Genomic DNA, 12172 nt, shown 5'->3' with positions numbered 1-12172 from the left:
TTCGTCTAGTTATTGATCATTGAATAAGTGCTAACCCTAAGCTCTAATATTACCTGAGATAGTGGATACAGTTTGTTGGCTATATTCGATCATTTTATTGAGAATTTGGATCATTTTATTCTTTACCTCTTCATTGATATTTTCTTCCCGTTGATGAGTTTCGCCTGTAGCATTATTAATTTGTTGCTCAGTTTCTAAAATACGCTGGTTACCCTGTTCTTTAATTTGCCCAGAAGCTAACGGTTGTTGAGTTATTTGGCTGATTGGATTTGATAAGTTGCTAACGGCATTTCCGGCTATCAATGAGCTATTTTGTAGACTGCCAATACTGTTGCTGGTGGTTTGCGCTAGCCCTTTAAGACTGATCCCTGCGCCGGCAACTGTCATTCCTAGACTTAAAGAACTTCCGGCGATAGCACTTGTCAACAATGAACCCGCTTCGGTGTATTTACTGTCTTTGACTTTTTCGCTGGATTGTAATGTGGCAATTTTAAGTTTATCGCCATTTTCACGGCTTTTGGCATTAAGTTCTCTTAATGTCGCTGATATCTTATTCAGTAACGCTAGTAATTGCACATCACTAGTACCTAATAAATTCATTACCACAGGCGGTGATTTTTCTAAACGATCGATTAACGCCTCGGCATCTTTTTCCACTGTTGGTAGAGAGAGTAGCGGTAAATTGGTTTGATTGATTTGCTCTTTGGTTGTTTGTTCAATCTGCTGTTGCGCTGTTTTACTAGCCAAGATCTGAGATGCCTTTTTGTCAGATATTTGGTTAGGTTCTGTGATGTTTTTAACATCCGGTGTAATTATTGGTGAAACAGAATGTTTAGTTATTGAAGGAGTAATAGTTGACATGATTAAGTCCTTTTTATGCCCTGGTGTTTAAGTTATGAGTAATATATTTTCCGGTATGTAGGCTTTGGCTGCCCATTTCGCCTATTTTACGCATTAACTCAGTGACGGTTTCCATCTCCTTGGCAAAATTATCCATCACTTGGTTAAGCAGTTTATCCAGTTGAGCCATTATTTGGTTAATGACCGTTAAATCGCCTAATCGTTTAATAACGTCAGCTTCCAAATTTGTAGCGTGGAGATTTAAGCCGGCACTAGAATTAGCATTAATCACAGAAAGACCAATTAAGCTTTTTTGTACCATTTAGGCATTAATATATTGAGTCAGTTTATTTTTCAGATTTTTAATTAATACATTATTGATGGTTTTATCCAGCAAGTTGTTAAATACTTGCTTGATAGTGAAAGCAATCATTTTGCTGGTGTCGTTGCCGACGATGCGTACTAAGTTACTCAATAGATTATTGATCATTTTGTCCAGTAAGTGCTTTAGAGCCCGTTTAAGCTTGTCCGCAATAATTTTGCCGATCATTTTNCCCGCCACACTGGCCAATTTAGCTGTGCCAATGGCGGCTGCAACCATTGTGACTGCAACGATAATCGTGGCGACAATGTCGGTTATTTCCTTGGCCTGTTTTTTCAGTTCGGCAATTTCACTTTCTGATGCTCCATGTAATTTAGCTTCACTAACCGCGATTTGGCATAGAAAGTCAGAGATCCACTCTGCCACTTTCATCATGGCTTCACCGACTGGCTTTAATGCCTGATTCATAAAGGAGCCACCACCGGCTGCCTGACAGATGGTATCCGCAGCCAGTAAGGCGATGCCAATAGCGGCTAAAGCCAGACTGGCACCACCGGTAAAAGCAGCGGCCACTACACCGACCGCCGCAATTAACCAGGAAAAAATTTGACTGCCAATCGCCATCCATTCACGGGCTTCTTCTGCTTTACGAATTTTTTCATCAATATCTTGTGCACGTTTTTCTGCCTGGATTTCAATCATGCGTTGCATTTCTTGCAAAATTTCTCGTTGGCTACTCATGCTTTCCAATGTGAGTGAGCCAAGCAGTTCACGCATTTTTGCCATCAGTTAAGTGAGTTTGGCGCTGCCTTGCAGATGCTGCGATTCCAGTTCGATTAATGTTTTAAAGGTGGCTAGCTTTAAACTGAAAATACTTTTTTCAGCTTCATTCAGTTGCTCGGCGATGTCAGTGTCATTTTTAAGATTAGCCAATCGATCACGCTGATCTTCTGTATCACGCACTAGGCTTTTATAAGCGCCTTGAGCGCAAGAGATAGAGTATAATGTTCGCTTGCTATCCTGCATCGAATAACGCACAGCGTTATACCATTGTGTATGTATAATACCATTATCACGCCATTTCTTATCGGTTTGACCAGTACTATCACTAAAGATAGGTTTTGGGCGATTATGTTCAATGCCTTGGCAAAATTGTTTAATGGCAAGTTTTTTTTGGTTAAGTTCATCAACAGACAATTTGGCATTAGTTAAATCTAACTTCAGCCATGGAAACTCTTCCTCTAATAGTTTGCTCATCTGTTGCCGATCAGTGAGGCGATTTTTTCCTGCGATAGCTTGCCTAAATCGCTCACTGAGTCCCTGATTTGCAAATAGGTTGGCCAGCGCATTAGTATCAGCTTCGGTTTGTTCATGTAGCCCGCTGGCGACCCGTAGCCAACTGTTGATAAAATCATCTCGATGCTGATTGAGCTTTTTTTCAACTTGCCGGTAGATTTGTTCAACTTTTTTGGCTTGTTGAATCTGATGATTCAACTGGGCTTGAATTTTCCATTGGGTAAGATTTTCGCGTAGATTTTTAATCTCATTTTTACCGATCAATTGTTGATATTGTTTCATTAATAACAGTAATTGGGCATTATTATCTACGCTAGATAAAGAATTATCTGTGGGTGGAGTAAGGATCGGTATATTTTTATCAGATTGATTATGACTGGCCGTTTTTTTTTGTTCGTTTTCAATCACACTATTAACTTGTTGAATAATATTTTTTTGTAGCGCGGTTAATTGGTTGACCAGATTATTATCCGCGATTACGTCTTGCTTTACAGCAGCAAACGGGTGTGCTTTGTTAGCTGTTAATCGGTTAATTTCTACCATCTTTAGGTCATCCTTGATTATCGTCATTTGATGGAGAGGTTGTTAAGAGTTCAAGATAGGCTTGCGCTCTATTCTTTAATTCTTGATCGCTACTATGTTGATAAACTTTCTGAAAACAGTATTTAGCTTTCTCTTTTTCAGCGATAATAAGATTACATTGTCCACCGTAGAACATTGGGCGGTAGTCATTATCACCATGTATATAAGCCAGCGCGTAGAGATCAAGCGCTGTTTCATACTGTTTTTGTAGCTGTTTAACCGCCCCTAACCCCATAATGTAATCACTATTATTGAAATCATATAAGCAGAGAAAACGAAAAAAGGTTTCAGCCTCTTCCAATTTACCTTGTTGATAAAAATCATATGCAAAGCGGTAAACACCATCCATCAGTTCATCGGGTATGCCTTCTAAATCCTTTAAGCTGGCACCTTGCTGGAGGGCTTCTGTCACCAGTTCAGTGTACTCATCCAGGTGAGCATCGGTGTTATTATCATTTTGGTTAATCGTATTTTGCTGTTCCATAGCATCTTCTCGCTTTATTTATGACAGAGTAAAGGAATTTAAGCGGTTTAACTTGCAAAAATCCGCCAAGTTAACAAAAATATTAAGACTTTTGCTCACTGTTTATTGCTTCTGTTGGTGTATTTTCTAGTATGGCGGCCATTTCTACCTGCTTTAACCAGATAAAAATATCAATCACATCGAGTAAATCTTGTTTTACTACGGTTTCGTATAATCTGTAGCGCTGATAAATTTGGCGTGCCAGTTTGATGTTACGCACAATTGGAATACCTATCTCTTTGGCATAGGCTTGTACAGCCAGTGCATATTGGTTCGCCATGCGAACCGCTACCAGCGGTAATATGCTGTTATCAGGATCAAAATAGATACCAATGGCAATATGAGTCGGATTGGCTAATATCATTGATGATTGTGCTATTGCTTGTTTAGTTTCAGCGTTGAGTAGTTCTTGATGAGCACCGCGACGGGCCGATTTTTTTTCTGGATTACCTTCGTTTTCTTTGTATTCTCGTTTTACTTCATGCTTTTCCATTTTCATCTCGTTGTGATGAAGAAAATATTCATATAGGGCATCAAGAAGCAAAATAGGCAGTGAGAATAGCAGAAAAAACAAGATAAATTTCAGCGTTAAAATACGCCAATCATAGATAATATGCCAAATCGTTTTTCGTTGGGTGAATAACAGTGTCGATTGGTATGATTGAATAAAAAAATAACAGCAACTGAGAAAAATAGTTAAAAATAGTAATGCCTTAAGCAGATTCTTCAGCGCCCGTTTATCCACGAGACGTTTTATTCCTTGCACGATATCCAGTTTTTTAAAATCCAGCTTGATAGCTTCGGTTGCCAGGATAAATTTTGACTGGAGTAGTGATGGAATAATGGCTGCTAATGCACTAATAAATACCACTGGTAACACAATAGATAAAAATAACGATATTAATGCATTGATAAAACTTTGCGGATTAATATTGTGAGGATGTAATAAAATATGCTGATAAAAATAAATGAATTGCTCAAAATCGAGATAAAACCCTAATACACAGGTACCAGCAAAATAGGCACAACCGGAGACTAAATCTTTGCTTTTAAAAGATTGACCTTTTTTAGCTGAATCACGTAATTTTTTGGCCGTTGGTTTTTCTGTTTTTTCTGCCATCAATTGCCCACTATAATTATTGATGAAATTGAAGGTGGAAGCACCGAAATAAGTGTTTGAGGTAGCGTCGTATTAAACAGAATAAATAGCAGGCTAAAAGCCACGATACTTTTAAGGGTCAACGATAAAGAGAATGCATTTAATTGCGGGCAGAATAATGAATAGAGACCCAAGCCGATTTCTAACATAAACAGTCCAATTAATATCGGTGCTGATAGCGTTATTGCTAACATAATGAAATGGGTTAACCATTTCCCTAAGCCGTATAAATCAACATGAACAATTGGGCGGCCGATAGGTAGTTGTTGATAACTTTCGACTATTGTTGCGACGAATTCAATCATGCCGCCATGATTGAGAAACCATGCAACACAGAACATATTGATTAATGACGCGAGTGAGGAAGATTCAGAGCCAGTCGTTGGATCAAGCATATCACCAATACTGGCTCCCCTTTGGTTATCAATAAATTCACCTATCGCTGAGGCTAGCCAAAAAGGTGTAGCCATTAAGATGCCCATAGTTAAACCAATAAATAGTTCAACAACGGATAACGCAATAAATTGGCTGGTTGATTGCCATGTTGGGATGACTATCAATGGTGATAAACAAAGGGTAAGTAATAAAATGATAATCCCTTTTAAGGATAAATTGGTTAGTATGCGATCACTTAAAAAAGGCAACATAAAAAACAGTGGCGCCAGACGGGCAAAAATTAGTAAATAATTGAGTAATGAATTTTGTAGCGCTAAATAAAGTTTCATCATTGCGGTCAGATCCCTGCGCTGAAACCAAGATTAAACATTTCAGTTGCATAAGCGATAATTTTTTCCGTTAACCAACTAGCTTGCATTAATAAACAGATAAAAACGGCCACTAGTTTTAAACCGAAAGGTAATGTTTGCTCCTGGATTTGGGTGACGGTTTGTAATAGCCCAATGATCAAGCCAATAGCGGTAGCGACCAGCACAGGTAATAATGACAGGATCAGGATCAGATAAAGTCCTTTACTCATTGCATAACTCATGTCCATATTATTTGACTGCCATAAAATCTAAGTATTGCGAAATAAGCCCCTTTGATAATAAAGACCAACCATCCATAGCGACAAATAATACCAGTTTAATGGGTACCGATAGGGTAATAGGGCTCATCATCATCATGCCTAAAGCGAGTAGAATGCTTGATACAACTAAGTCAATGACCACAAAAGGTAAGTAAAGATAAAAGCCGATAATAAATGCGCTTTTAATTTCACTCAGGGCATAAGCGGCTAATAGAGGAATAAGAGAGCTATTTTCTAGCGAGTTATCGATTTGGTTTTCTGGTTGAGGAACACGTTCTTGCGCGGCGACAAAAAATTTAATCAGTTCTGGATCGGCATATTTATGTAGATATTGACGATAATCCTGTAAACTTTCATCTAAAAACTGATCAAGTAACACTGGATCAGTAAAAGCATGGGGATTTTCTGTTTGATAATTGACAGTATAGTGATAAAAATTTTTGGCCAATGGTGCCATGATAAACAGTGACAAAATTAAAGCAATTGCATTTAACACCATATTGGATGGTACTTGCTGTACCCCTATGGCATTCCTGACCATGACAAACACAATAGAAAACTTTAAATAACAGGTTCCTGCTGCAATCAAAAAGGGAAGTAGCGTGGCAATTGACAGTAGGATGATGATAGAAACCGGATTATCTGTCATGGTGGCTAACCTTCTTGCTCGCTAGATAACAGTGTGTGTAATTCAACAGCAAGTTGTTCACCGACTTGGATCAATTCCCCTTTAGCAAAAGTTTGGCCATTAATTTCTAAAGTTATGGCACAATGTGCATCACTATTAAGAATGAGTTGTGTACCACTTTGCCAGGATTTTATTGTATTCAAACTAAAGGTTTGGCGCTGTAAAATAAAATTCACTTTCAGCGGTAACTGGTTTAAATCAAAAAGAGCTGGAGAGGATTCGGAGCTGGCATTATGATCATCCTGATCAGTGACAATGGGTTGAGCTAACATAATATTTCCTTGAGGTTGCCAGGTGTAGTGAAATAACGGTATTGTTTCCACGCTAAGATAGGTTTGGGATTGTTGCAGTAATAAAATATCTCCCGTTTGTAAAGTGCGAAAAAGTTGCTGTTTTAATCGACTATAACCAATAGAAAATCTGACCTGTAAGGGTAAGTTAGCATAGCCGTTCTCCTTTAACGGCATACTACCTTTGGCATCAACAATCAATATCTGGCCTAACGAGCTCGTTATTCTAATAGCCTCAATCGGTTGTTGCAGGCAGTCAAACTGAGTGACTTGAATTTGAAATTCACCTAATTGCGGAATTGAAATAGTGGTAAGTTGTTCTTGTAACAATTCAATTAGATAACTGGCAGGAATCGAAAGCCAGGGCAGTGGCGCTAGCATAGTTAAGTATTGGCGGAGTGCAACCTCAATCGGTAGATAAACGGTTAATTGCAATTTCGATTGTTGTAACAATAATACGAAGCAGTAGCTATCAGTAATAATTTTTTCACTGGGATAATGCGTTGCAAATGCCTGAAATAACGGAGTTTTATCTGTATACCTGCTGGCTCTAAGTGATAATTTGCCCTTCATGATGATTCATCACCTGATTCGTCACTGTTATTGAGTGTGATATTAAGCGTGTCAGCTAAGGATACTGTTGATGGCGATGCCCTTTCGTTTAAGTGGCGCTGTAGTATTGACATAACATGGCTATTTGATGCCATAAGTTGCAGATGATGATTAGCAATCCGATAAATATCAACATGATGAGTACCACCTTGCCATTGAGTGAATGTATAACGTAATTCTGCTTCAGGCGATGAATGGTTAGATGGCATAGTAGTTGTTGCTGTTTTGGCCGGAAGTTCTGCCGTTATGTCGCTTTGGTAGTTGGTTGCTACTTGGAGGGATGGCCAGTTAGTAAAATGAGATGCACTGTCGCTATTAGCTAAGTTATTACTATCGGTAAGGGATTGGCAATTTTCTTGCTCTACCAGCTCTGTGTTATTTAACTCATTTGTAATCGTTGGCCATAAGTCATCTTCTTTTATCACTTTATGGCTAAGGTTTTGCAAATGAGTATCCCCAGCGTTTAACAATGATTTAGTAACGGTTTCTGTCTCAATTGATACAAGTTTATCGTCAGCAAGATGTTTGGCTAACATGGTGGATTTAATTTTTACGCAAATTTGTTGGTTTTCGACCAATTCACTGATTTGAATCTGTTTTTCTATCGCTTGCTGGTTAATGGCATCGCTTTTTTGATCGCTACTGACGGTCACTGAATGTTGTTGATAGCCTGTCGAAAAAAAATTTGTAGGTATTTCAGTGTTATTGAAAGGTAGGTTAGTAGGGATAATTAACTCCGTCACGAGCGAGTCGTGTTGCTTTTGCTCTTGATTATAAAGCGTTATTTCAGTGGGTAGCGCGGTGACAATAATGGATTGTAATAAAGTTAATCTTTCATCAATTTCTTTTGATAAATAGGTATTATTTATTTGTTCATCATAGCGTTCTGATAAAGAAAAACTAGTGCACAGATTATCTGGTAAATAAGATGAATTACTAATAATCTGTTGACGTTGATGAGTATCAATATTTACCATAAATTGCTAATTCCTGTAATTGTATCTCTTCTTGCGAAGCGGTTTTTAAACGATGGCATTTTTTTGCCTGCTGGTAGCAATGTCGTAATTTTTTCTCTTTTTTTACCAAGTTGCATTGCAGTTGCTGAAGTAAGTTTTTTTGTTGATCCAGTTGGGCTATCTTCTGTTCAATTAATGCTATTTCTGTCTGCACTTGATTAATTTGTGCTTTTACTATCGCTTGCTTCCTTTTACTGTCAAACAAGGCGTTATAGGCTAATTGTCCGACAGGCTCTAATGTTTTGGCTTGTTCGATTAGTTGAGTAAATAAAAAACAAGATTGGTGATGTCGCTGCTGTTCATTGGTTATTTCTCTTTTAATTTGGCCGATGGCTGACGCTAATCTAGTTTGTTTTTGTTGTAGTAATTTGATCGGAGTTTCAAATTTACGCCACGATGTCATAAAACTCCTTAACCGATTGAGAAAAGTAATAAGATTGTTGCCACGATTGTTGCAAAAACTGCTCAATAGCACTTTTTTTATTGATAAGTTGGTCATGATCATGATTTTCTCCAGCGCGATACTCCCCCAATTCTTGTAAGAGTTTTAATGATGCTAATTGGGTAAGATAATGACGAAAATCTCGTGCAGCTGTTTGCTGCTGTTGCTCAGTGATTTGTTGAAAAAGACGGCTGGTACTGAGTAAAATGTCGATGGCCGGGTAATGTCCTTGTGCTGCTAATTATTGAGAAAGGTAAATATGGCCATCCAGTATAGAACGTATTTCATCACCGATCGCATCAGGTTCTTCTTCATTTTCCAGTAAAATAGTATAAAAAGCGGTTAACGCGCCTTTTTGTGTATTGCCAGGCCGTTCAAGTAGTGAGGGAAGTTGTTCAAAAACCGAAGCGGGAAAACCTTTGCGAGCGGGTAGTTCCCCCGAAGCCAACGCAACATCACGTAAGGCACGGCAATAACGGGTTATTGAATCGATAAAGAGAACGACATGTTTATTTTGATCACGAAAATATTCTGCCACGGTGGTAGCCACTAAAGCGGCATTACAGCGATTAACGGCTGGCTGATCTGAGGTTGAACTAATAAGAATCGTTTGACTGCCACGTGGTGATCGCTTTAATTCATCAACAAATTCGGTAACTTCGCGGCCTCTTTCACCAATCAACGCGACAACAAAGATATCGGCTTGTGCATAATTGATCAGCATATTCATTAATATAGTTTTGCCACAACCCGCGGCAGCAAAGATGCCTAATCTTTGTCCTACACCGCACGTTAATAGCCCATCAATCGCCCGAATACCAGTGGCAAAGTAGTTAGTGATAGGTTTTCTACTTAAGAAATCTGGCGCGTTGGTATTAACTGAGCGTCGACAGCTAGTAGCATTCAATGCTATCGATGGTGCAAAGCGTAAGATGGGGTGACCTGCAACATCTAACATGGTGCCTAATAACGTTTCACTTAATTGAATAGAAAGGGTATGGCCTGTGGGTTCAATGGCTGTCGTTAAAGAGAGTCCATGGGATGAACCCATTAAGCTAAGTAATGCTTGTTGGTGGTGAAAAGCGATCACTTGAGCTTGCCCAATCGTTTGTGAACTACCAGGATAGGGTTTTAATAAGCAAACCTCGCCGATAAACACTTTTCTTAATGGTGCCTCTATAATGTTTCCCTGAATGCGTACCGGATAGGCAACTGGATAAAAGGGCATAAAGTTGTTGTTCATTGCTAGTTAACCAATCAATAATTTATTGATATTGAGCATATATTGAAAAAAACTGTCGATTGCTTCGGCAAATTGGGTCGCATTTTCTAGCGCTGTGATAGAGAAGGTTGCCCGTAACTCAAGTATATTTTCATCATTAAGAAAATAAGTGGGTTGCCCGGGATAAAAAAAAGGCAAATGGTTACTAATAATGGTTGCTAATAAGGGTTCACTTAGCTGTCGAATAACATTTGGCTCTATATATCCCAGGTTAGCCCAAATGGTGGGTAAATCATTTACCATAGCGATATGAATATCAGGTAACTCTTCTAATTCGAGCGTGATAGTAGAATGATTATTAAGTTGATGCCCTTGGGGAAATAAATCCGGTTTCCCCATTGTTTTGATTGCATCTGTGACAAGTGAAGCAAGATCCATTTGCATAATTCAGTCCTTGAATTAATTAAATTGTTTTTATGATATTGACCTCAGTTCCTTCGGTGATCTCAGCAAAAGAGAGCACATTAAAACCAGGATAATGGGTGGCTAAAATTTTTGTTATAAAACGACGTACATCAACTGAACAGAGCAAAACTATCTTAGGAATAGTTACCTAAATTTAAATTCCTTTATTATCATATAGATAAAAGGATATTATCGCTATAATTCACAATCTGCTCACTATGTTTTTAGATCTCAATCCAACTATTCTGTCTGTCATCCTGATATTTAGCTGTCATTTCTGCTGATTTATGGCCTAATAATTTACGCGTAAATTCACTTCCATTTTTCTCTGTATATAATCTTGCAGATAAACTTCGTATTTCATGAAATGATGGGGGAGATCCTTCCCATGCTAATTTTGTTTTATCCCTAAATTTTGTAAACTCGGTTGATATTCTTACTGCTGTAATTTGTTTTTTATTTTTTGTGATAACAAAGTCAGCTACTTGATTGATGTTCGTCAAAATATTGATTAATTTTATGCATTCAATTTCTAGATCCAATGGAATTGCTATTTTAGTTTCGGTTTTTTGTTGAATAATCCATAATTTCCCATCATATATATCTTTCCATTTCAATTTTGCAATATCAGATACTCTTTGCCCAGTAACTAAAGCAAGTTTCATTGCTTGACTCAACCAGTGATGATCGTCATTTATTAAACTCAAAATAGTATTAAAGTCATTTAGAGACAATCTTGCTCTCTGAATTTTTATTTTTGGTGTTTTTGTTAGCTCAGCAGGATTTGATTGTATTAAACCACTAGCCGATGCTTCCTTGAAGCAGTCAATCAAAGATATTCTCAATATTTTCGCTGTAGTTATTTTTCCTTCATGAATAAAGGTATAAAGAAAATCTGCAATCTGTTTCGTGGTTATGTTTTGAATCGGCGCATCAACAAATCCTTTTCTGATCACACCTATTCTTTGCTTATAATCTTTCATTGTTTTCTCTTTTAAACCTCTGGAATATAGAATTTCCTCATATCTATCTAAAAACTCATGAAAATAGACAGTTCCCTGCCCGTCGATCCTTTCTGTTAGTGGCTTTACTTTCTCTGCTTTCATCAATAACTGATTTGCACTAATAGCCTCGTTAATTGCATAGGCTTTGTTTCTACCCAAACCGTATTCCTTACGTGTACGTGGGTCCCTATAGGAATAATACCCGTTTCTTTTGTATAGGTTAGGGGGCAAATCCCGATTTTTTGTTTTTCTGATTCTGGTCATGGCCTATCCTTTGCAGCAACATACTTTTTTGACTAACTTCGTTAATGCTGTTAACTTTGATTGCACTCTCTTCAACTAAATATTCTCTTCCATCCTTGATGGGGGGAGGTTGAATTAGCCCATTTCTAACCCAACCCCTGACTGTGTCCATTCTTCTTGGTCTATCCCTCCTTGCATTCCATTCCGCTAAAGTAATCATGTTTATTTATCCTCATTCAAAAACAGATAGCCTAAGCACACATTGTTATGTGTTGAAATATGATCAGTTATGAATTATCTGTGGTAAGATTATTGCTGTTGTGTTCGTAACCACATCATTTCCCTAATATTGCCAGCCTTGCGTTGGTCTTTTTTTGAGTGATTCAGAAATACCAAATAGTGGTCAATCTCTAGTGAGTACGTTGGCTATTAGCAAATAAC

15 protein-coding genes and 1 pseudogene are annotated in these 12172 nt (G+C 38.0%); all 16 read right to left on the bottom strand.

The features are described from left to right. Nucleotides 1–36: 36 nt before the first annotated feature. Entirely contained in the window at nt 37–861 is an 825-nt protein-coding gene (locus tag H1X92_RS01045) for a hypothetical protein (protein ID WP_180558474.1), read from the bottom strand. Between the two features lie 13 nt (nt 862–874). Next, the gene (locus H1X92_RS01040) at nt 875–1162 is read right to left on the bottom strand and encodes a deoxyhypusine synthase family protein (RefSeq protein WP_180558473.1); all 288 of its coding nucleotides are present in this window, start codon (nt 1160–1162) and stop codon (nt 875–877) included. Then, nucleotides 1163–1939, bottom strand: a complete 777-nt coding sequence (gene sctE / locus H1X92_RS01035) for a type III secretion system translocon subunit SctE (RefSeq protein WP_180558472.1) — start codon at nt 1937–1939, stop codon at nt 1163–1165. A gap of 12 nt (nt 1940–1951) precedes the next feature. Next, entirely contained in the window at nt 1952–3001 is a 1050-nt protein-coding gene (locus tag H1X92_RS01030; protein ID WP_180558471.1) for a hypothetical protein, read from the bottom strand. A gap of 7 nt (nt 3002–3008) precedes the next feature. Further along, on the bottom strand, nt 3009–3524 hold the full coding sequence (gene sicA, locus H1X92_RS01025; protein ID WP_180558470.1) for a type III secretion system translocator chaperone SicA: 516 nt from the start codon (nt 3522–3524) through the stop codon (nt 3009–3011). Between the two features lie 82 nt (nt 3525–3606). Next, nucleotides 3607–4683 (bottom strand): EscU/YscU/HrcU family type III secretion system export apparatus switch protein, encoded by a 1077-nt coding sequence (locus H1X92_RS01020; protein WP_180558469.1) that lies wholly within the window; start codon nt 4681–4683, stop codon nt 3607–3609. After that, nucleotides 4683–5450, bottom strand: coding sequence for a type III secretion system export apparatus subunit SctT (gene sctT, locus H1X92_RS01015; protein WP_180558468.1), 768 nt, complete (start codon nt 5448–5450; stop codon nt 4683–4685). Before sctT ends, H1X92_RS01020 begins: the two co-directional genes overlap by 1 nt. 5 nt (nt 5451–5455) lie before the next feature. Next, nucleotides 5456–5716, bottom strand: coding sequence for a type III secretion system export apparatus subunit SctS (gene sctS / locus H1X92_RS01010; RefSeq protein WP_180558467.1), 261 nt, complete (start codon nt 5714–5716; stop codon nt 5456–5458). Between the two features lies 1 nt (nt 5717). Further along, entirely contained in the window at nt 5718–6398 is a 681-nt protein-coding gene (locus H1X92_RS01005) for an EscR/YscR/HrcR family type III secretion system export apparatus protein (protein ID WP_180558466.1), read from the bottom strand. A gap of 5 nt (nt 6399–6403) precedes the next feature. Continuing rightward, nucleotides 6404–7300, bottom strand: a complete 897-nt coding sequence (gene sctQ, locus H1X92_RS01000) for a type III secretion system cytoplasmic ring protein SctQ (RefSeq protein WP_180558465.1) — start codon at nt 7298–7300, stop codon at nt 6404–6406. Continuing rightward, nucleotides 7297–8316, bottom strand: coding sequence for a SpaN/EivJ family type III secretion system needle length determinant (locus H1X92_RS00995; protein ID WP_180558464.1), 1020 nt, complete (start codon nt 8314–8316; stop codon nt 7297–7299). Before H1X92_RS00995 ends, sctQ begins: the two co-directional genes overlap by 4 nt. Continuing rightward, entirely contained in the window at nt 8303–8758 is a 456-nt protein-coding gene (locus tag H1X92_RS00990; protein ID WP_180558463.1) for a hypothetical protein, read from the bottom strand. Before H1X92_RS00990 ends, H1X92_RS00995 begins: the two co-directional genes overlap by 14 nt. Further along, nucleotides 8742–10040: pseudogene (gene sctN / locus H1X92_RS00985) on the bottom strand (type III secretion system ATPase SctN). The gene H1X92_RS00990 and the pseudogene sctN overlap by 17 nt, the downstream one beginning before the upstream one ends. A 6-nt stretch (nt 10041–10046) precedes the next feature. After that, on the bottom strand, nt 10047–10463 hold the full coding sequence (locus H1X92_RS00980) for a type III secretion protein (protein WP_180558462.1): 417 nt from the start codon (nt 10461–10463) through the stop codon (nt 10047–10049). A 245-nt stretch (nt 10464–10708) separates the two neighbouring features. Then, entirely contained in the window at nt 10709–11752 is a 1044-nt protein-coding gene (locus H1X92_RS00975; protein WP_180558461.1) for a tyrosine-type recombinase/integrase, read from the bottom strand. After that, the gene (locus H1X92_RS00970; protein ID WP_233458106.1) at nt 11709–11903 is read right to left on the bottom strand and encodes an excisionase; all 195 of its coding nucleotides are present in this window, start codon (nt 11901–11903) and stop codon (nt 11709–11711) included. Before H1X92_RS00970 ends, H1X92_RS00975 begins: the two co-directional genes overlap by 44 nt. Nucleotides 11904–12172 lie beyond the last annotated feature (269 nt).

Origin of the sequence: Arsenophonus endosymbiont of Apis mellifera (genome assembly GCF_903968575.1) — a bacterium.
Taxonomy (GTDB): Bacteria; Pseudomonadota; Gammaproteobacteria; order Enterobacterales; family Enterobacteriaceae; genus Arsenophonus; species Arsenophonus apicola.
This window is presented reverse-complemented; position numbering and strand designations above follow the sequence as displayed.

Coding starts and splice junctions, on each gene's coding strand:
- H1X92_RS01045 (WP_180558474.1), bottom strand. CDS start 861: ATGTCAACTATTACTCCTTCAATAACTAAACATTCTGTTTCACCAATA.
- H1X92_RS01040 (WP_180558473.1), bottom strand. CDS start 1,162: ATGGTACAAAAAAGCTTAATTGGTCTTTCTGTGATTAATGCTAATTCT.
- H1X92_RS01030 (WP_180558471.1), bottom strand. CDS start 3,001: ATGGTAGAAATTAACCGATTAACAGCTAACAAAGCACACCCGTTTGCT.
- sicA (WP_180558470.1), bottom strand. CDS start 3,524: ATGGAACAGCAAAATACGATTAACCAAAATGATAATAACACCGATGCT.
- H1X92_RS01020 (WP_180558469.1), bottom strand. CDS start 4,683: ATGGCAGAAAAAACAGAAAAACCAACGGCCAAAAAATTACGTGATTCA.
- sctT (WP_180558468.1), bottom strand. CDS start 5,450: ATGATGAAACTTTATTTAGCGCTACAAAATTCATTACTCAATTATTTA.
- sctS (WP_180558467.1), bottom strand. CDS start 5,716: ATGGACATGAGTTATGCAATGAGTAAAGGACTTTATCTGATCCTGATC.
- H1X92_RS01005 (WP_180558466.1), bottom strand. CDS start 6,398: ATGACAGATAATCCGGTTTCTATCATCATCCTACTGTCAATTGCCACG.
- sctQ (WP_180558465.1), bottom strand. CDS start 7,300: ATGAAGGGCAAATTATCACTTAGAGCCAGCAGGTATACAGATAAAACT.
- H1X92_RS00995 (WP_180558464.1), bottom strand. CDS start 8,316: ATGGTAAATATTGATACTCATCAACGTCAACAGATTATTAGTAATTCA.
- H1X92_RS00990 (WP_180558463.1), bottom strand. CDS start 8,758: ATGACATCGTGGCGTAAATTTGAAACTCCGATCAAATTACTACAACAA.
- H1X92_RS00980 (WP_180558462.1), bottom strand. CDS start 10,463: ATGCAAATGGATCTTGCTTCACTTGTCACAGATGCAATCAAAACAATG.
- H1X92_RS00975 (WP_180558461.1), bottom strand. CDS start 11,752: ATGACCAGAATCAGAAAAACAAAAAATCGGGATTTGCCCCCTAACCTA.
- H1X92_RS00970 (WP_233458106.1), bottom strand. CDS start 11,903: ATGGACACAGTCAGGGGTTGGGTTAGAAATGGGCTAATTCAACCTCCC.